We start from the raw sequence: 21353 nt of genomic DNA, 5'->3' as shown, positions 1-21353 counted from the left end.
AAGTCCAACGTGTTGGTATTGGCAACAAAGATACGGTCGGTTTGTTAGGTTAATATGTTTTACGGCAGTACGAGCGATTGCTGATTTTATCGAACTTCATTTTTCATGGCAAGCGTCAAAGAGAAATCCGAGCGGGGAACCGCCAAACAGAATGGTAAGGCTCCGGCAGCCGCAAAAACGCAGCACCCGAAAGAGCGGTATATGTATTGGTACGAATCCATGCAGTTGCAGCGGAAGTTTGAAGAGAAAGCCGGGCAATTATATGGTCAACAAAAAATTCGTGGTTTCTGTCACTTATACATCGGTCAGGAAGCCTGTTCATCCGGATCATACACGGCATTGACTAAAGATGATAAGTGGATTACTGCTTACCGCGATCACGGTATTCCACTGGCTCTTGGCTCCGATCCAAAGGCAATCATGGCTGAGCTATTCGCCAAACAAACTGGCTCGTCGAAAGGGAAAGGCGGCTCGATGCACATCTTCGATAAGTCTATTAATTTCATGGGTGGGCACGGAATTGTGGGTGCCCAGATACCAATGGGAGCCGGAATTGGTTTCGCGGAAAAATACAATAAAACCAAAAACCTTTGCATAACCTTTATGGGTGATGGCGCTGTGCGGCAAGGCGCCCTGCACGAAGCCTTCAACATGGCCATGCTCTGGAAAATCCCGGTCATTTTTGTTGTTGAAAATAATGGTTACGCCATGGGCACATCCGTTGCCCGTACGTCGAACGTAACGGATTTGTATACCCTTGCTGAAGCTTATGACATGCCATCGGAACCGGTTGATGCCATGAGCGTGGAGGCAGTGCATGAAGCAGTAAGCCGTGCAGCCGACCGGGCTCGTGCCGGCGAAGGGCCGACCTTCCTGGAGTTCCGTACGTATCGGTATCGTGGACACTCAATGTCAGACCCTCAGAAGTATCGGTCTAAAGACGAAGTTGAGCAATACAAAATGCGGGACCCTATTGAGCAGGTAAAAGCCGCTATTCTGGAAAAAGGTTTTGCTTCAGAAGAGGAGCTGGCTGCCATCGACCAAAAGATAAAGGGGATCGTTGATGAGTCTGTCAAATTCGCAGAAGAGTCACCATATCCTCCTGCCGAGGAGGCTTTTAAAGATGTTTATATGCAGCAGGATTATCCATTTCTAATGGAATAAATCATTAAGACTGTGTTGAATCTGATCAACGTCAAAAATGTCCAAGATACTCATCTTGGACATTTTTGTTTGAACTAATAATTCAAATTAGATGTATATACATTAAATGTTGATACAACGAATAAATTTAACCTTTTTTGACACTTAAAATTATGGAAACGCTGATCAATGGCCTTCACCACGTTACGACCTTAGCCGCAGACACCCAACGTAACGTTGATTATTATACAGATATACTTGGGCTCAGGCTGGTTAAGAAAACGGTCAATTTTGATGCGCCTGATGTTTACCACTTATATTACGGTAACGAGACAGGTTCGCCAGGTACCATCCTTACGTTTTTCCCTTACGGAAATATACCCCGTGGTCGGAAAGGTGTTGGGCAGCTAACTTACACGGCCTTCTCAGCGCCTGTTGCTTCGTTGAGTTACTGGATGGATCGCTTACATCAGTATAGCATCCCTTACGCTGGTCCATACAAACGTTTTTCAGAAACTTACATTCGGTTTGAAGATTTCGATGGTATGGGCATTGAAATAGTGTTCAACGATGATGACCAACGGCCGGGCTGGGACAACGGCAAAATTCCAGCAGACTTTGCCGTCCGTGGTTTCCATACTGTTACGTTAAATGAAGTAAATCCAGACAAAACTGTTAAGCTGTTGACTGGTATTATGCAGCATACGCTGGTGGGGGAGGAGGAAGGTCGATTCCGGTTTAAGGCTGGTATTGGCGGACCGGGTAATTACATCGACGTACTGCACTCGCCCAAAGATGTACATGCTTTGCAAGGGGCAGGCTCCGTACACCACGTAGCATTTTCAACAGATACAGATGAGACTCAACTGATCATCCAACAACAGTTAGCTGAGTCAGGTTATAACGTAACGCCCGTACAGGACCGTAATTATTTCCACAGTATTTATTTCCGTGAGCCCGGTGGAATCTTGTTTGAAGTGGCTACTAATCCTCCGGGATTTGCCATCGATGAACCGGTGTCTGAACTTGGAACGGCTTTAAAATTACCCCAACAATATGAACCTCGCCGGGCCAAAATCGAAGCTGAGCTTCCTGAGATTATCGTAAAATAAAGTTGCTTATAGTGTTTGCTTTTCGGTTCTAAACGGCTTACTGATTTGAACCGAAAAGCAAACCAATTACAAATTGACCGGCACATGATACACAACCCTAACAATATTCGTACCGCTGGCAAACCGCTTGAAGAAGCCAGCAAAGTCATGATTATGGTGCATGGCCGCGGTGGTTCAGCACGTGATATTTTGTCTTTATCGAATTACGTTGAGGACAAGGACTTTGCTTTCATAGCACCTGAAGCGCAAAATAATACCTGGTATCCGCATTCTTTTCTACGTCCATTATCAGAAAATGAGCCGTATTTATCTTCGGCTTTGGAAGTTCTAGCTAGTCTTCGGGGTCGTTTGCAAGCTGATTTCAATTTTAAATTACCACAGATCTATTGGCTGGGCTTCTCACAAGGAGCCTGCCTTATGCTGGAATTCGTAGCACGTAATGCCACAGAATACGGCGGAATATTCGGCTTGAGTGGTGGCTTAATTGGCCCAGCTGACACAGTACGTAACTACGAAAGATCTTTCGAGAGAACGCCTATTTTCTTAGGTTGTAGCGATACGGACATGCACGTTCCGAAAGAACGGGTTCTGGAGTCTGAAAATGTATTCAAACAAATGGGGGCGGAGGTCACAGCGAAATTATATCCAAATTTTCCGCACTCAATTAACGAAGATGAACTAAAGATTGTTAATTTGCTGATAGCCGGATCCTGAAGTGGCATCTGACTTGCACTTAACAATAATGCTTATGAGCCAATACATGGTTGAATTTGACCTTCCGGCCGTAATGGATGAAGGGTTCGAGAATCGGATTCCTGCCCAGCGGCTCAAAGTGGAAGAATTGATGGAGAAAGGGTTTTTATTATCGTATTCTCTCTCGGTCGACCGCCAAAAACTTTGGTGCATTTTCAAAGCTGATTCGGAATTAGAAGTAATGGAATCTATTTCTGAATTTCCACTTATTAAATACATGACACCAATGATTACTGAGCTTATGTTTCACAATATGATAGCAGCTCGAATACCTCTTTTTTCATTGAATTAATTTTACAAAAACCCTCTTATTTTTGAGGGTTTTTTTATGCCCAAAAATTGCATTTTTACGTGTATAACTTCTTTTTATCACCATATGTAACTAGGGCAAAACTGGTTACTTATGATTACAAGTTATTGATAACCAATTTTCACGTGAAACATTTCACGCTCCACATAAATAGCCTGCTTTATAAATAATACATGATACCTAACGTCCTAATCAGCCAGTCCGAAAGAGAGTTGGAAGCTCATTTTCCAACCGATTTTATTGCACATATCGATGGGAAAAACGTGACGACGCTTCGTCAGTTTTACGAACGAATTGCCGACTTATTAGAAATACCAGATTTTAGTTTTACACTGGAATCTCTCAACGATTCTTTGAATGATTTAGAATGGCTAGAAGACGAGCGAATCATTTTATATTTTACAAACACAAATGATTTTATTAGTAAAGAACGTGACCCAGCAAAAATGGGTAGCATATTAAGTGTACTGGATGCAACTGCCGAAGATTGGAAATGGGTGGAGGATGACCAATCAAGCGACAAAAAGGAGATCGTCATCGTGTTAGAAGATAGCCCTCGTATAAGGAGATTGCTGGATAGCGAAAGCATAAATTATGCCTTAATGAGCGAGCTAAAATAAGCGGCTTTAGCAACAAATTTCTTTATCTGACTGTTAAGATTATGTGCCGCCGGAAAGCCTTCCAGCGGCTTTTCGTATTTAACTTACAACCTGAATCTAGCTTGAAACCAAATGAATTGCTCGGCCTGTATGCCGACGATAGCTTTATAAAACTGCTGGCTGAACCGTTTAGTCATAAGCCATCCAAAGAACCCGAACGGCTGCAAATAAAAGGACTGTCGGGAAGTTTGGACGCAGTGCTGGCATCAACGATTTTCCAAACGGTTAATGGCAATCACCTGTTTATACTGACAGACCGGGACGAAGCAGCCTATTTTTTTAATGACCTGCAAAGTTTACTTAGTCGGGAAGTGTTGCTGTTTCCAATGTCTTATAAAAAACCGTACCAGTACGAAGAAGTTGAGAATGCCAACGTACTGATGCGGGCAGAAGTACTGAACAAACTGAATCCTGCACCAAAGGATGGATTGTTAATAGTGACGTATCCCGAAGCGCTGTCTGAGAGGGTGATTAATAAACGGTCGCTGCAAGCCAATACCCTTACTATTCGAGTAGGAGAGAAGCTGGACACGAATTTCGTTTCAGAACTGCTTCAAACGTATGAATTTGAAAAAACGGATTTCGTGTATGAAGCCGGTCAGTTTTCAGTACGTGGCGGGATTATAGATGTCTTTTCATTTGCCAGCGAGTATCCGTTTCGTATTGATTTATTTGATGACGAAGTTGAAAGCATTCGAAAATTCAATCCTGAGTCGCAGCTGTCAACCGATCCAGTGGAGTTCATCAACATTATCCCGAACATCCAGACAAAACTTATCGAAGAAAATCGCGAGCCGTTTTTCGACTTTTTGCCCGAGGGTACAACAGTTTGGGGGAAGGATGTTGAGTTTACACTCGAGATCATAGAGAAATGCTTCGAAAAAGCTGAACAAAGTTTTACAGCTGTCCTTGCCGGTAGTGGTGGTATTCAGGTAGTATCAGACCCGAACGAACTGTTTGAGACGCGAAGGACCTTCCTAAATGCGCTGAAGCGGTTCAGAACCGTTGAGTTTGGGCGCAAGTTTTATTTCAAGACCGAGGGACGTCAGCAGTATTCATCGAAGCCACAACCTTCCTTTAATAAAGATTTTAAACGGTTGGTCGATACGTTAGGCGATAATCAGGCAAAAGGATTTACAAACATAATTGCTGCCGAATCTTTCAAGCAGCTGGACCGGCTACGTACTATTTTCGAGGAACTAGACCCGTTTGTCAAATTTCAGCCGATGAACATCGGACTTCGGGAGGGTTTCATTGATGAAACCCTGAAAGTGGCCTGCTTTACGGATCACCAGATTTTCGATCGGTATTATCGTTACCGTGTACAGGATAAGTTCTCCAAGTCGAAAGCCATCACATTACGTGAGTTGAAGACTCTTCAGCCCGGAGATTACGTAACACACGTAGATCACGGCATTGGCCGTTTTGCGGGTCTGGAGAAGGTTGATCACGCTGGAAACGAACAGGAGGCCATACGGCTCATTTACCGCGATAACGACATCCTGCTGGTAAGTATCCACAGTTTGCACAAGATCTCTAAATACAGCGGAAAAGAAGGGGGTCCACCGGTCATGAGCAAGCTCGGCTCGCAGGAGTGGGAGCAAAAAAAATCCCGCATCCGCAAACAGGTTAAGGAAATTGCCCGTGAGCTGATTGCCCTGTATGCCAAACGGCGAACGGCGCCCGGTTATGCCTACAGTCGGGATAGTTTCTTACAGGCTGAACTTGAATCATCGTTTCTCTATGAAGATACGCCGGACCAGGCGAAAGCGACCAACGATGTTAAGGACGACATGGAACGCCCTCACCCAATGGATCGGCTTATCTGCGGAGACGTAGGGTTTGGTAAAACAGAAGTGGCCATTCGAGCTGCGTTTAAAGCGGTTACAGACAATAAACAGGTTGCTGTACTTGTCCCAACTACCATTCTGGCTATGCAGCATTTCAAAACCTTCAGCGAGCGAATGGCCGATTTCCCTGTCAAAATAGAATATATAAACCGATTCAGGTCCGCAAATCAGGTAAAGGAAATTTTAAAAGGCGTAGCATCGGGGGAAATCGGTATTTTGATTGGAACCCATCGGATCGTTAATAAGGATATCAAGTTTAAGGATTTAGGGCTCCTGGTGATTGATGAAGAGCAAAAGTTCGGAGTAAAAACCAAAGACCGCTTGAAGGAGATGCGGGTCGAAGTGGACGTACTGACGCTGACAGCTACGCCAATTCCAAGAACATTGCATTTCTCGTTAATGGGAGCCCGCGATCTGTCAGTGATTGCTACCCCACCTCCCAACCGTCAACCAGTAACTACGGAAGTACACCCGTATAATGAGACGATAATTCGTGATGCCGTTAGTCAGGAAATACGCCGGGGAGGCCAGGTATTCTTTGTACATAATCGCATCAATGACATAGAATCGATTGGTAACCTGATTATGCGCCTTGTACCCGAGGCTCGGGTAGGTATAGCACATGGCCAGATGGAAGGTGACCGATTGGAACGTATCATGACCCGATTTATTGAAGGTGATTATGACGTACTGATCTCGACAAATATCATTGAATCGGGTTTAGATATTCCCAACGCGAATACAATTCTCATAAACAACGCGCACTATTTTGGTCTTTCCGATTTGCACCAGATGCGCGGTCGGGTAGGGCGATCGAACCGGAAAGCATTTTGTTATCTACTAACGCCAGCACCTTCTTTATTAACAGCCGATGCGCGCAAACGACTTCAGACACTGGAGGATTTTTCTGATCTAGGAGAGGGGTTCAAAATAGCCATGCGTGACCTCGACATTCGGGGAGCGGGTAATTTGCTTGGAGCCGAACAGAGTGGTTTCATAAATGACCTTGGCTTTGAAATGTACCATAAAGTGCTCGACGAAGCGGTTCAGGAACTACGGGAAAATGAATTTAAAGAATTGTTTGAAGACAAACCTGGTGAGCTGAAATTGGCCTTGCCTGATACGGTAATTGAAACCGATTTACAAGTTGTTATTCCAGAGCGTTACGTGTCAAATATATCCGAACGATTAGCGTTATATACACGCCTGGATAGCTTACAAAATAATGAGGAGTTACAGGCATTTCGGCAAGAGGTTATTGATCGATTCGGTCCAATGCCCAATGAAGTCGAAAACCTGATAAAAATGGTGAATGTCCGCTGGAAAGCAGAACAATTATACCTTGAAAAACTAACGCTTAAGAATAATATCCTGAAAGGGTACTTCGTTTCTAACGGGAACGACGATTTCTTCAGATCTGACCAATTTGGTAAAGTGATCGAGTACATCAAACGACACCCAGCCAAATGTTCATTAAAAGAGTCGAAGGGACGACCCATTTTTACCCATACGGATGTTTTTTCAGTTGAACAATTGGATGAAATTCTGGGCGCTATGACGAGTTAAGAGACACAAGAAGTTAAGCCATAAGGCTTTTTATAGGATTTAGCCTGAGTATGAAGTCTTTCTTCTAAAGTCTTATATCTTTTATCTAATTTTGCACCTACGTTTTACACAAAAAAGAGCAATGATTCAAAAGTATCACCTGCAACGAGCGGCTTATGTGCTGCTGGCGACGGCGGCCCTGGCATCCTGTAAGCCTAAGCATCCAACCAGTGTGCAGCCAGGTAAGAAGAGTACGGCGACGGGTATTGCTTACAACCAGAAAGATGGTTTCCAGGTAAAGAAATTTGCGGGACAGAAAGCCGGCCCGAACCTTGTCTTTATAGAAGGCGGACGGTTCACGATGGGAGCGCTTGAAGAGGACGTAATGAACACACGTGATAACCGGGAGCGCACCGTATCAATTCAATCGTTCTACATGGACGAAACAGAAATGGCCAACGTGCACTATCTCGAATACCTGAATGCAATAACACGCGATTCATCGGAAGAAGTAGTAAAAAGAGCATTACCTGATACGACAGTTTGGGCCAATCCACTTTCATTTAACGATTCCTATGTGACGCAATACCTGCGTTATCCGGCTTTCCGCTACTATCCAGTGGTTGGTGTATCTTGGGTTCAGGCAAATGATTATGCTGTTTGGCGGTCAAATGCGGTGAACAACGAATTAGCTAAAGGGGGTGCACCTAAGAAAAAAGGTGGTGGATTTTCGTTAAAGCGGAAATCAAAAGCTGCCGAAGAACCAGCACTAGCTGAAGCGACTACTGCTCCATCTAAACCAAGTCTTGAAAGTGGGATGGTGTTGCCAGATTACCGGCTTCCAACCGAGGCAGAATGGGAATATGCTGCTAAAGCGCTTATTGGTACGCAGTACATGGATGAGAACCAGATCAATCAGCGGATTTATCCCTGGGATGGATCTTCGGTTCGGAACCCCAAGAAAGGACGTAAACAAGGGCAAATGTTAGCTAACTTCAAACGGGGTCGTGGTGACTATGCTGGTATTGCTGGCCGGTCTAACGATGGTGCGATCATCACAGCTGAAATTTATGCCTATCCTGCTAACGACTTCGGTCTGTACAACATGGCTGGCAACGTAAATGAGTGGGTGTATGACGTATATCGTCCATTGTCTTATCAGGACGTTAATGACCTAAACCCAATTCGCCGGAATGGTTATTTGGACGATGCGAAGAACTACGATACAAAAAATAAGCAATCACTGATTGACGATAGACTTCGTGTGTACAAAGGTGGCTCATGGAATGATGTTGCTTATTGGCTATCACCGGGCACTCGTCGTTACCTGGATCAGGATTCTGCTACTGCTATGATTGGCTTCCGATGCGCTATGATCGGTGTTGGTCGAAACAAGTAGGACGAACTAATCAAAACTAAAAAAGGCATCCATCTCTGGATGCCTTTTTTAGTTTTGATTAAAATTTGCTCGCAGTAGCTAGAGTTATAAGACTTACTGATTTACAATCTGATTTAAGCAGTTCAATGGCACAAGCTTCAAGGGTCGCTCCCGTTGTCAGTACGTCATCCACCAGAACAACATTTTTGCCAGCTATCGCTTCCTGATTATAAACAGTGAAAACTGACTTTACATTGTCCCATCGTTCGAGTCGATTCTTATACGTTTGTGATATTTCAAATCGATTACGTACTAACACATCCGTTCGCACAGGAACATTTAAAACTTCACCCAAACCTTCGGCAATCCACTCTGCCTGATTATATCCCCGTTGCTTCAATCGACTTACGTGCAACGGCACACCAATTATGACGTCTATTTGATCAGTTAAATCGCATTCGTGCTTAAGTTGATACGCATACCAGCCAGCCATCACTTTAGCAGCTTCCTTATGGCCTTTATATTTTATGTTATGGATTATTTTTTGAACAATACTGCCTTTGGTAAAGTAAACGTAAGACGCTATAAACTGAATGGGAACTTTACCAGCAAATTTGTTCATAAGTCGCTCATCGTGAGGTGATCGATGCTGACCAGTTTCAGGGAGTTGTATTCGGCAGTTCGTGCAGAGAACCTGTTCATTTTCCCCCAATGGTTTATCGCAACCAATGCATAAAGTAGGGAAGAGTGAATCAATAAAATCAACAATTATTTTCCCTATACCCTTAAACATCACCAATATTCGTTAGATAATTATAAATCGTTGTAATTTAGAGAGAAGTCTAACTGAATGGGTGTTGTGGAAGAAAAAAGTATAGATAATGCTTGGGATGAGTTACTTAATCGATTGCAAGCGTTGGTCGGAAAACGGCCGGCTGATCTCAATGCTGTTCTATTTTTAATTGGTGTGCAGGAGTTAGGTTCAGGTCCCAAACGCTTCTCTAAAGAAGCCAAACAGGACTTAATGCATATTGCTGTCTGTCGTGTACTTAGCCTATCTGGTTACTATAATTTAGAAGGATATGATAAGGACGGATGGCCAGTTTGGAGTTTAGCTAAGGCTATTCCACATAATGATTTGCTGGCACAGGAAATTTTTTTAAAACAACACGTTATTCAGTATTTCGAGTCACTTTTAGTTTAACTACTCAACCTGAATCCGTATGCAATCATCATCTGCTTATACAACGCTACTGCAACGTATTGATGAGTATAAAAGACGCTATTTCCAGAATCAGCTGGTTAAAGGGAGCCTGTTTTTTATCGCTCTGATTGGAAGCGGCTACCTGCTCGTTAATACGGCTGAGTTCATTGGGCGCTTTGATTCGATAGGTCGAGGGACCTTATTTTTTGGCTTTCTGATCACCGCTTTAATTGGGTTGTACATGCTCGTTCTCCGACCATTGTTGAGTTTGTACGGCCTCAATAAGCCGTTATCTAATGATGAAGCTGCTCAGCAAATTGGTACGTTTTTTCCTGAGGTAGGGGATAAGCTATTGAACACGCTTCAACTCCAGCGAATTTCTTCCGATCAAAGCGATCTTCTTCAGGCTAGTTTAAATCAACGATCCCAGCAATTATTAATTAATCGCTTTGCCAACGCAATTCAACTAAGTCGGAACCGACAATTCTTAAAATATGCCATTCCGCCCCTAGCCTTGATATTGTTAATTCTGGTTGTAAATCCAGCCTTTTTCACAAAATCGTCGACACGGTTAGTGAATTATAATAAAGAATTTATTGAAGAAGCACCCTTCCAATTTGTCGTTCAGAACAAATCGATGAAGGCTTTTCGGAATGAAGATTTTCCACTTTCAGTACGGCTCACAGGCGATGCGTTGCCGCAGGCAGTGTATGTGGTGGCCAATGGTACGCGCTTTAAACTTGATCAGTCAGGTGATAGATTCACTTATAATTTCGATAACCTTCAGCGCGATTTGAATTTTCACCTGGAAGCAGCAGGTTTCAATTCTGCAAATTATAAGGTATCACTTATCGACCGCCCATCGGTTTTATCATTTAATGTGGGGCTTGATTATCCTGCTTATTTAAATAAGCCCACTGAGCAATTATCAAACGTTGGTAATCTTCTTGTTCCACAGGGTACTGTCGTTAACTGGGAGTTTGCTGCCGATCACACGGACTCGCTTCTGTTTCGTTTCAATACCGATTCTAGAGTTACACCCGCGCGCTTGGTTGATAATAATACGTTTATTCTCAATCGCCGGTTGATGCAGAATGCGATGTATACCGTATCTCTTAAAAACGGGCAAATTGCAGCGCCTTCAACTATTCAATACAATGTTCAGGTCATACCCGACCGTTATCCTCAGATATCTGTCGACCGAATTCAGGATACTGTTACGTACAATTATATTGCTCTTTCTGGCTTGATTTCCGATGATTATGGGTTTTCAAAACTGAGATTGAATTATAAAATCACGCGGGGTGGCAAATCATCTCCCCTGTACGTTAAGGCAATTCCTGTTAATAATTCTACCACCTCTCAAAATTTTGTTTATAACTGGTCGCTGGATAGTTTAAAGCTAGGCCAGGAGGATCGTTTGGAGTATTTCGTTCAGGTCTGGGATAATGATGGAGTGAATGGCCCAAAGTCTAGCCGGTCGAATCAGCTAAATTTTGTTATTCCGTCAAATGCTGAAATCCAGAAGCAGGTTGATCAATCGGCGGAGAAAACTGAGCAACAAATTGATAATGCACTTAGTAAGACACAGGCTATCAAGAAGGAATTAAACCAAATGGAAGATCGGATGCGTACTAAAAAATCATCCGATTTTCAGGATAAAAAACAACTTCAGGACATTTTACAAAAGCGTGAGGAGCTTCTAAAGGAGATTCAAAAGTTACAGGAGCAATTCCAAAAAACGAACGAAACCCAACAACGCTTTGCTGATAAAAGCCAAGAAATGCAGGATAAGTTAGAACAGTTACAGAAACTGTTTAACGAACTTCTCGACCCTGAATCTAAGCAGCTTTATGAACAGTTAAAGCAGTTATTGGAACGTAAGCAGGACGAAAAGGCGTCTGATGTTCTTGACAAGTTAAGCCGTAAGGAACGTAATATGGAACGCGACCTGGATCGTGCTTTGAAGCTTTTCAAGCAAATGCAGCTTGAGCAGAAGGTGAATAACGTTGCCGAGAATTTGGAGAAACAGGCGGAGAACTTGGAGAAACAGGCTGAAGAAAGTGCTAAGAAAGATGAGACTACTCAGGAGCAACAAAAGCAGCAGGAGAAGTCTCAGGAAGATTTCAAGAACACGCAGGAGCAACTCAAAGAATTAGAGCAACAGGCTGAAAAAGATGATTTGAACAAGCCTGAATCTTCTGAGAATGAACAGAAGGAGATCGAGAAAAATATGGAGGAAGCGGCTAAAAATATGAAGAGTAACAAAGGCAAACAGGCCTCTTCAAATCAGAAAAAGTCAGCGAAATCTATGAAGGCAATGAGCAAGGCGATGAAGGAGTCGATGCAATCAGCAGAAATGCAGGAGATGCAGGAAAACATGGATGACCTTCGAAATATTCTTGATAATCTTATTACGTTATCGTTCGGGCAGGAGCGAGTTATGAAAGATTTTAGAGGTATGAGCCTTCAAGATCCACGGGTAACAAAGCTTTCACAGGAGCAACTTAAACTTCAGGATGATGCCAAGATTATTGAAGATAGCCTGAATGCCTTAGCCAGCCGTGTTGTACAAATACAATCGTTTGTTACGCGGGAGCTAACAAATATGAAATCCTACATGGATGAAAGCGTGCAACAACTTCGGGAACGACGCTTAAGCATGGCATCATCTAAGCAGCAATTTGCTATGACATCAATAAACAATCTTGCTCTCATGTTGAGCGATGTTCTAAAAAATATGCAACAGCAAATGAACGCAATGGCCATGCCCGGAAAAGGCAAGGGCAGTAAGAAGGGGGATAACCCTAGCGGCATGGGAGAGATGCAAAAGCAGTTAAATGCTAAGATGCAGGAGCTTCAGAAAGGGGGAAAACCGGAAGGGGTTTATCCGAAGAGCTGTCTCAAATGGCTGCTGAGCAAGCCATGATACGGTCAATGCTTAAGAAAATGGAAGAAAATACAAAAGGAACAGAAGCTGGTAAACAACAGGAGAAACAAATAAAAGATCTGATGGAAAAGATGGATGAATCTGAAACTGATCTCGTCAACAAGCGAGTCAATCCAAATCTTATCAATCGTCAGAATGAAATTTTGGTTCGACTGCTGGAGTCAGAGAAAGCATTGAAGCAGCAAGAAGAAGATCCAAAACGTCAGGCTGAAGCGGCTAAATCTACGAAACGTAGCACACCTACATTTTTTGACTCTCTAAATTTACAGAATAAAACAAAACAGGTTGAGGTGCTACGTTCTGTCACGCCCAATTACAATCTCTTCTACAAAAAAGAAGCAAACCAATATCTGCAAAAAGTAAGTAAATAGAGTAAGCATTTTATTAAACCGCTGCCTTGGCACAAAGGGCAGCGGTTTTTTGTTGCCTATTTATCACACTTTAACTTTTCGACAACTTTCAACAATTTTGTGAAAAGTTTCCACGTGAAACATTTTTCAAAAAACGACAAAAATGTATTCTTCTTACGATGTCATAGTAGTGGGTGCTGGCCATGCTGGATGTGAAGCTGCACACGCAGCAGCAACAATGGGCTCACATGTTTTATTGATCACAATGAATATGCAAACCATTGCGCAAATGTCTTGTAATCCGGCGATGGGGGGAGTGGCTAAAGGACAGATCGTTCGAGAAGTTGACGCACTGGGTGGAATGTCGGGAATCATTAGCGATAAGAGTATGATTCAATTTCGTATGTTGAACCGCTCAAAAGGCCCGGCTATGTGGAGCCCTCGCTGCCAAAGTGATAGAAATTTATTTGCCTGGGAATGGCGGAAAGCATTAGAAGATAATAGAAATATTGATTTTTGGCAGGATACTGTCAATGAAGTTATCGTAAAAGATGGACGGGCAATTGGCGTAAAAACCAGTTTAGGAATTGAGTTTTGGGCAAAATCAGTTGTCTTAACAAACGGGACTTTCTTGAATGGCCGAATGTTTATCGGCGAAAAAGTTTTCGGTGGCGGACGTACCGCTGAGCGCGCTGCAACAGGCTTAACAGAGCAATTGACCAGTTTAGGCTTTGAATCGGGTCGTATGAAAACCGGTACCCCGCCCCGAGTAGATGGCAGAAGTCTGGATTATGCCCGTATGGAAGAACAAAAGGGAGACGAAATTCCGGGTAAATTTTCATATACAAATACGCCAACACTTACGAAGCAACGCAGCTGTTGGATTACATATACAAATCAGGCAGTCCACGATGAACTAAAAACTGGTTTCGAAAAATCCCCTATGTTCACAGGGCGTATAAAAGGACTTGGACCAAGGTATTGCCCTTCAGTTGAGGATAAAATCAACCGGTTTGCCGACAAAGACAGACATCAAATATTTGTAGAGCCAGAAGGCTGGGATACCGTAGAAGTATACGTAAATGGTTTTTCAACATCACTGCCTGAAGACGTTCAATATAATGCGTTACGTAAAATCCCAGGATTTGAAAATGTGAGAATGTTTCGCCCGGGTTACGCCGTTGAATATGACTTCTTTCCACCAACTCAGTTAAAGCCCACACTTGAAACCCAATTAGTAAAAAACTTATTTTTTGCTGGTCAAATAAATGGAACTACTGGCTATGAAGAGGCCGCTTGCCAAGGATTAATGGCAGGAATTAATGCGCATAGAGTATCATTTGAGGAGGCTGACTTTACAATTAAGCGTTCAGAAGGGTATATAGGAGTACTTATTGATGATCTGATCACTAAGGGTACAGAGGAACCCTACCGGATGTTTACTTCTCGCGCTGAATATCGTACCTTGTTACGTCAGGATAATGCTGATTTACGGTTAACTGAAAAAGGGTATGCTATTGGGCTGGCATCGCAGGAGCGGTATGACAGCATGATAGCAAAACGGGATGGAACTTCAAAATTGATTGAGGTAATACGAGCCACTAGAATAAAACCAGAGGAAGTTAATACTTGGTTAGAAACTAAAGGAAGCTCATTGCTTCGTGAAAAGGGGAGTCTGTACACACTCTTGAAGCGACCAGAAATTGATCAAAATGATGTAAATGAGCTGTTCGAACTGATTCCGATCGGGACTGGGTTAGGGGAGGAGATAATCGAACAAACGGTTATTGAAATTAAATACGAAGATTACCTTAACCGGGAAAAGCAAAATGCTGAAAAATTAGATAAGTGGGAAAATCTGTCTATAAACCCCACATTTGATTATGATCGGTTAAAAGCTCTCTCTTTCGAGGGCAAAGAAAAATTAAAGAGGTTACGTCCAGCTACAATTGGGCAAGCCTCAAGAATAAGCGGTGTTAGCCCATCAGACGTTTCGATATTACTCGTATACATGGGCCGATAAAATAAAGCCAACTAGCTTTATAACGAACATTAAACTAGCTGGTTCATTTCAGGTATAAGCTTAAAATCATTTGGAAACCGTAACAAATTGCCCCGTCTGCAGTAGTGCATCGTTTATTCCATTTTTAGAGTGCAAGGATTATCTGGTCAGCAACGAGAATTTTTCTATACAGGAATGCTCAAAATGCGGTTTTCGATTAACTAATCCTAGACCTGACAGTAGCTCGATAGGATCATATTATAAGTCTGACCAATACATTTCACATAATGATGAAAGTAGTGGGTTAATTAATAGCGTCTATCGACTCGTTCGTAAATACACGCTTCGCTCTAAACTGAATCTGATTAATAAACTAAACGGCGGGGCTGGAAGGATTTTAGATGTAGGGTGCGGAACAGGTACTTTTCTTGCAAGTTGTCAACAGGCAGGTTGGGAAGTTGAAGGAATGGAACCTGATAAAGACGCAAGAGCTATTGCTGCCGAAAAACTACGTATTGATATCCACACTGACATAACAGATTTAAAGGCAAGCAACCCCTTCGATATTATTACACTCTGGCATGTGCTCGAACATATACCCGATTTAAACGAGACGGTGCCACAACTTTATAGACTACTAGCTGATCGAGGAACGTTATTAATTGCTGTACCTAATTCTGACTCGTATGATGCTCACTATTTTAAACAGTTTTGGGCTGCTTACGACGTACCAAGACATTTGCACCACTTCACTCCTTCGACAATAGTACCATTATTTAAAAAGCATGGGCTAAGATTAATAGATAAAAAGCCAATGATATTTGATGCTTTTTATATAGCCATGCTGAGCACCAAGTATCAGCATGGCAAGACTGATTATATAAAGAGTGTACAAATAGGGAGTAAGTCGAATATAGAGTCTAGACGTACTGGTAACTCGTCTAGTCTAATTTATGAGTTTAAGAAGCTTTAGTGGCGAATCAAACGCAGTTTAAAGAATTACTTGATGCTGCTCAGGAAAAGGTCAATTTAAAATTAAAAAAGTTAAATTTTCTTGTGAATAACTATGTGAATAAACCGTTATAAATCGTGGAAAACATGTTTATAAGCAATTCAGTTATTGTTGACAAGTAAAGTAGTAATCCACAAACCTTATTTGAAAACGATTTTATGTGGAGAATCGGCAACATATCACCTTAAATTCCACAAATTTTCCCCAGTCAAAATTGTGCATAAGTTTTATTCACAAATCCACAACAAGTGAATAAACAAAATGTGGATAAGATGTTATTAACTTAATAATGAGTTTGTTATAAGTGGATAACTAAAGAATTACTTGTGGATATCTAGCTTTTATTATCCACAATGCTTAACTTCCTAAGTGGACAACTTATTTGTTCACATTTCCACACACATAATGGTTATAATAAAGTTTCTTTTTAAAAGAATTTATATAAAATGTTATTAAGGTCAAAAGTCATTATCGCTTTGCTGTGGATATTATCGGTGAGCGTTGCGTGGGGGCAGCCAGGTACGACTCTGGCCGAAGAGTATTATAAAGCCGGTGAATTTGAAAAAGCCGTCAATGAGTATGCAAAGCTTTTGAAGACCGATGTTACGTGGGAACGGCTTTCACGTTACGTTCGAAGTCTTCAGAAAATCAATAAAACTGATGACGCGTTAAAATATCTAAAGAAACAGCAGCGAAGCGACGAACCTAATCGAGCTTACTACGAACTGTTAGCAGGGCAGTTGGCAACTCAGCAAGGCGATACAACCCAGGCAAAAACTCAATACACAGCGGCTTTACAGTCGAGTAAAACATCGTCAGCAAAGCTCGAGAAAATTGCAACGGCCTTCAATGAGGCAGGAGAGTCGCGCTGGGCGATCCGCGCACTCGAAATGGCACGGGAGGTCAATAAAGAGCCAACGTCTTACAGCGAGGAGTTAATGGCCCTTTACAGAGCTACCGGTCAAACGGAAAAAGCCATCGATGAAATTATAACGACCAGTAAGCAATCTGATAAAAAAGAAACGGTGCTAGCGGCACTTCAAGGCTTTATCAACACAAAAGAGGAACCGCTTGTTGAAAAAGCCTTATATACAAGAATTCAGCAGGAGCCGAATGAACTTGCCTATAATGAACTTTTGATCTGGTACTTTGTCCAGAAACAAAAATTTAGCAGGGCATTACTGCAGGAGAAAGCTACAGATAAGCGGCTGAAGCTAAACGGTAGCCGGGTATATGATTTGGGTATGCTGGCTATGAACAACAGGGAGTATAAGACAGCGGCCGAAGCATTTGAATACGTAACAACAACCTACCCACAGGGCCAGCTATACCCATTTGCACGTCGATTAGTCATCAATGCCCGGGAGGAACAAGTGAAAAATACGTACCCGGTTGACAAAGTAGAGATTCGGAAACTGATTAGCGATTATCAACGAATGCTTCAGGAAATCGGAACAAACGTTAAAACCCTGGAAGCCCTACGAAGCACAGCGAATCTGTACGGAAATTACCTGGATAGCAAAGACACAGCTTTAACGGTTTTAGATCTTGCCATCAACCTTGGAAAATCTGACAAAAATTTTGTTGATCGCTGTAAACTCGATAAGGGGGATATTTTCCTGTTGAAAGGTGAGCCATGGGAATCAACACTGCTTTACTCGCAGGTAGAAAAATCCCAGAAAGAAGAATTATTAGGGTATGAAGCAAAGCTAAAAAATGCCAAACTACAGTATTACAAAGGGAGCTTTGCTGTTGCAAAAGACCTGCTGGACGTACTGAAATTAGCTACTTCACGCGAAATTGCAAATGATGCTGAACAGTTAAGTCTTCTGATTGTCGACAACACAGGCATGGATAGCACTGAGGCTGCCATGCGAGAATATGCGGATATAGACCTCATGCTTTTTCAAAACAAAACAGATGAGGCAGTTGAAGCCCTGAATAAAATGTGGGCAAAATATGCTGATCATACGATCGCTGATGAAGTGCTCTGGCTACGGGCAAATACGTATATGAAGCAGGGAAAGAATGCTGAAGCACTTGAGGATCTGAAAAAAATAGTGACAAGCTATCCAAATGATATTTTGGGTGATGATGCTATGTTCACACAAGGCAAAATTTATGAGGAGCGGCTAAAAGACAAACAAGCCGCAATGGATGCCTATCAGAAAGTGTTAACACAATACCCTGGCAGTATTTACGGGGCTGAAGCCCGCAAGCGGTTTAGAGCGTTAAGAGGAGATACAGTCAACTAGCATTAGTTGATACACAAAAAGGCCTTAATCTGTAGATTAAGGCCTTTTTGTGTAAAGTAGATCAGTCGATTTTCCTATTACATCAAGCTACGGTTTGTAAAAGTGATTCTTTGAAAGCATAATATTCAGCTGGGATTTGTATACTCTGTTTAGTACGTTCAGCCAAAACAGCTAAGCGTTCTGGAACATCGACCGGTTTTTCTAAAATAGCTTCGACTAGTGGTTTAAATTTTGAAGGATGAGCTGTTGCCAGAGAAATTCCCATTACGTCTTTTTCTGAGGCCATGTGATAAGCCTGAAGGCCCAAAATACCAATAGCCGTGTGAGGACAGGCAACGTAATGATAAAGCTCGTTGATACGTTTCATGCCAGCACGGGTTTCGTCGTCATCGTAAAAATACCCGGAAACATTAGCTTTCAGACGATGAAAATCATCGTTGTACAGATGTTTGAGCCGAATAAAATTGCTAGGATTTCCTACATCCATTGCATTTGAAATAGTGGCAACAGAAGGTTTTGGAGCGTATATACCTGTTTCAAGATATGAAGGCACAACATGATTTAGGTTCGTAGCAGCAACAAAATGGTCGACGGGTAAACCCATTTGCTGAACCATAACACCAGCGCTTAGATTTCCAAAGTTGCCACTTGGTGTAGAAAACACAACTGGCTTGCCGTAATTTCTAACCTGACCGTAGGCTCGAACGTAATAAAATCCCTGTGGAATAAGCCGAAATATGTTAATTGAATTAGCTGATGAGAGCGCTAATTGGGCGTTTAGCTCATTGTCTACAAAAGCCTGTTTCACAATTGCCTGACAATCGTCAAACGTACCGTCTACCTCAAAAGCTTGTACATTTCCCCCCAGCGTTGTTAACTGTTTTTCCTGCAAATCGCTAACTCGACCACTAGGGTACAGAATTGAAACTCGAATTCCGGGAACGTTATGAAATCCCATCGCTACGGCACCGCCTGTATCGCCTGAAGTAGCTACAAGTATGTTAATTTCCTTATCGTTCCGTTTCGAAAAATAAGCCATTAAAGCTGCCATATACCGAGCGCCAACATCTTTAAAAGCTAGTGAAGGCCCATGAAATAGCTCTAAAACCCCTAGTTTTCCTGGGTCTAAATCCACCACAGGCGTATCAAACGGAAACGCCTGATGGGTCAATTCTTCTAATTCGGCTATGTTGATTTCGTTACCAAAGAGTTCTCTACTGATTGAAAAGCCAATATCAGCCAGTGACTGACCAGCTATTGTTTCAAAAAAGTCTCTACCCAATTGAGGCAATGGAGTAGGCATATATAACCCCTTATCTGCTGGCATACTGTGGAACAGTGCTTCCTCAACAGATACGGCTATTTGTGGACTATTTGTACTGTAAAAACGCATATTTAAAAACGAAATATAGATACAAAGTACGGGAAATCAGCTCAATGAATTGAAGGGGAACTATTGAAATGTGGAAAACTATTCTGTATAAAGTGGATAATTAGCGTTTCCATTCAATTAAAATTAAACACTTCATCATATACTGTGTAATGGTAAATAAGCAGATCCATATTTATCAATTACAAATAGCCGGGCCGGCGATCCGGTCATAAATCAATCCATGTCTTTTGGAATTTTCAACATCCCAATACCGACTAATGAGCCGGTAAAAGAATATCGTCCCGGTTCACCTGAACGAGTGGCCGTAAAACAGGCAATACAGGGTTTTCGAGACAATGAGACTGACATTCCTATGTATATCGGTGGGAGGGAGGTGCGTACCGAACGTAAACTTCGCATAGCTCCTCCACACGACCATCAACATACATTAGGGTATTTTTATGAGGGTGAAAAAGAACACGTTGAGCAGGCTATATCGGCCGCATTAGCAGCAAAGGAAAAATGGGCAAACCTGTCTTGGGCCAACCGAGCGAGCATTTTTCTTAAAGCGGCTGACCTGATCGCTGGTCCCTATCGAGCCCGTATTAATGCGGCAACAATGCTTGGTCAGTCGAAAAATGCTTATCAGGCCGAAATAGATTCAGCGTGTGAACTAATTGATTTTCTGCGATTCAATGTACACTATGCCGACGAGATTTATCGACAGCAACCTAATTCGTCAGTTGGGGTTTGGAATCGCCTGGAGTATCGGCCGTTGGAGGGTTTCGTATTTGCGTTAACTCCTTTCAATTTCACAGCTATTGCCGGTAATTTACCGACATCAGCTGCAATGATGGGCAACACAGTTGTCTGGAAACCAGCTTATACTCAAGCGCTATCAGCCAAGGTTATCATGGAGGTGCTTCAGGAGGCCGGCTTGCCTGATGGCGTAATAAACCTAATTTATGTTGATGGCCCAGTGGCAGGAGACGTAATTTTTAATCATGCGGATTTTGCTGGTATTCACTTTACAGGAAGTACGGGAGTTTTTCAGAAAATCTGGGGCACGATTGGGGCTAATATCCACAAATACAAAAGTTATCCACGTATTGTGGGAGAAACCGGTGGAAAAGATTTTGTGCTAGTCCATGAATCTGCAGAGGTAGATGAGGTTGCAGCAGGATTGATCCGGGGCGCCTTTGAATATCAAGGACAAAAATGTTCAGCAGCATCACGCGCTTATGTGCCGAAAACATTATGGCCAGCTATCGAAGCAAAAATGAAACAGTTCCTGGGCGAGATAAAAATGGGGCCAACCGAAGATTTCAGCAACTTCATCAATGCTGTCATTGATGAGCGGGCATTTAAAAAGATCACTACCTACATCGACGAAGCAAAAAAAAGCGATCAAGTTCAACTTATAGCTGGGGGTGAGTACGACGGTTCAAAAGGATATTA

General features: G+C 42.4%; 14 protein-coding genes and 1 pseudogene (1 of these 15 cut by a window edge). 13 read left to right on the top strand and 2 right to left on the bottom strand.

Annotated elements, in window-relative coordinates; all coding sequences use genetic code 11:
- Positions 1-105 precede the first annotated feature (105 nt).
- From pdhA to LN737_RS03785, 7 genes are all read left to right on the top strand, one after another.
- Positions 106-1164, top strand: coding sequence for a pyruvate dehydrogenase (acetyl-transferring) E1 component subunit alpha (gene pdhA, locus LN737_RS03815; RefSeq protein ID WP_405516361.1), 1059 nt, complete (start codon positions 106-108; stop codon positions 1162-1164).
- 152 nt (positions 1165-1316) lie between these two features.
- Complete coding sequence (locus tag LN737_RS03810; RefSeq protein WP_405516359.1) at positions 1317-2255, top strand: ring-cleaving dioxygenase; 939 nt, start codon at positions 1317-1319, stop codon at positions 2253-2255.
- An 84-nt stretch (positions 2256-2339) separates the two neighbouring features.
- A complete protein-coding gene (locus LN737_RS03805) occupies positions 2340-2969 on the top strand; it encodes an alpha/beta hydrolase (protein WP_405520299.1) in 630 nt (209 codons plus the stop codon).
- A 34-nt stretch (positions 2970-3003) separates the two neighbouring features.
- Positions 3004-3300, top strand: coding sequence for a muconolactone Delta-isomerase family protein (locus tag LN737_RS03800; protein ID WP_405516358.1), 297 nt, complete (start codon positions 3004-3006; stop codon positions 3298-3300).
- A gap of 191 nt (positions 3301-3491) precedes the next feature.
- Entirely contained in the window at positions 3492-3938 is a 447-nt protein-coding gene (locus LN737_RS03795) for a barstar family protein (protein ID WP_405516356.1), read from the top strand.
- Between the two features lie 101 nt (positions 3939-4039).
- Positions 4040-7393, top strand: coding sequence for a transcription-repair coupling factor (mfd, locus tag LN737_RS03790; protein ID WP_405516354.1), 3354 nt, complete (start codon positions 4040-4042; stop codon positions 7391-7393).
- A 121-nt stretch (positions 7394-7514) separates the two neighbouring features.
- Positions 7515-8771, top strand: a complete 1257-nt coding sequence (locus tag LN737_RS03785) for an SUMF1/EgtB/PvdO family nonheme iron enzyme (protein ID WP_405516352.1) — start codon at positions 7515-7517, stop codon at positions 8769-8771.
- A gap of 58 nt (positions 8772-8829) precedes the next feature.
- Here LN737_RS03785 and LN737_RS03780 read toward each other — a convergent pair whose 3' ends face one another.
- Positions 8830-9543 (bottom strand): ComF family protein, encoded by a 714-nt coding sequence (locus tag LN737_RS03780; RefSeq protein WP_405516351.1) that lies wholly within the window; start codon positions 9541-9543, stop codon positions 8830-8832.
- A 57-nt stretch (positions 9544-9600) separates the two neighbouring features.
- On the opposite strand from LN737_RS03780, the gene LN737_RS03775 reads away from it, so the two are divergent.
- The 5 genes and pseudogenes from LN737_RS03775 to LN737_RS03755 all read left to right on the top strand — a co-directional run bounded on the left by LN737_RS03775 (position 9601) and on the right by LN737_RS03755 (position 18523).
- Positions 9601-9954 carry a hypothetical protein gene (locus tag LN737_RS03775; protein ID WP_405516349.1) on the top strand — a complete coding sequence of 118 codons (354 nt, stop codon included), beginning with the start codon at positions 9601-9603 and terminating at the stop codon, positions 9952-9954.
- A 19-nt stretch (positions 9955-9973) separates the two neighbouring features.
- Positions 9974-13275: pseudogene (locus tag LN737_RS03770) on the top strand (DUF4175 family protein).
- Positions 13276-13417: 142 nt separating this feature from the next.
- Complete coding sequence (mnmG, locus tag LN737_RS03765; protein WP_405516347.1) at positions 13418-15277, top strand: tRNA uridine-5-carboxymethylaminomethyl(34) synthesis enzyme MnmG; 1860 nt, start codon at positions 13418-13420, stop codon at positions 15275-15277.
- 70 nt (positions 15278-15347) lie between these two features.
- On the top strand, positions 15348-16229 hold the full coding sequence (locus LN737_RS03760; RefSeq protein ID WP_405516346.1) for a class I SAM-dependent methyltransferase: 882 nt from the start codon (positions 15348-15350) through the stop codon (positions 16227-16229).
- A gap of 485 nt (positions 16230-16714) precedes the next feature.
- On the top strand, positions 16715-18523 hold the full coding sequence (locus LN737_RS03755) for a tetratricopeptide repeat protein (RefSeq protein ID WP_405516344.1): 1809 nt from the start codon (positions 16715-16717) through the stop codon (positions 18521-18523).
- Positions 18524-18605: 82 nt separating this feature from the next.
- Here LN737_RS03755 and thrC read toward each other — a convergent pair whose 3' ends face one another.
- Positions 18606-19916 (bottom strand): threonine synthase, encoded by a 1311-nt coding sequence (gene thrC, locus LN737_RS03750; protein ID WP_405516342.1) that lies wholly within the window; start codon positions 19914-19916, stop codon positions 18606-18608.
- A 220-nt stretch (positions 19917-20136) separates the two neighbouring features.
- On the opposite strand from thrC, the gene pruA reads away from it, so the two are divergent.
- Positions 20137-21353 carry the 5' portion of an L-glutamate gamma-semialdehyde dehydrogenase gene (gene pruA / locus LN737_RS03745; RefSeq protein WP_405516341.1) on the top strand. 424 nt of this gene lie beyond the right edge of the window, so 1217 of the gene's 1641 nt are visible here — the first part of the coding sequence; its start codon is at positions 20137-20139; its stop codon lies beyond the right edge, outside the window.

The sequence above is a fragment of the Spirosoma sp. KNUC1025 genome, from assembly GCF_045160025.1.
Classification (GTDB): domain Bacteria; phylum Bacteroidota; class Bacteroidia; order Cytophagales; family Spirosomataceae; genus Spirosoma.
Note: the sequence above shows the minus strand (reverse complement) of the source record. Positions and strands in the feature narration are given on the sequence as shown.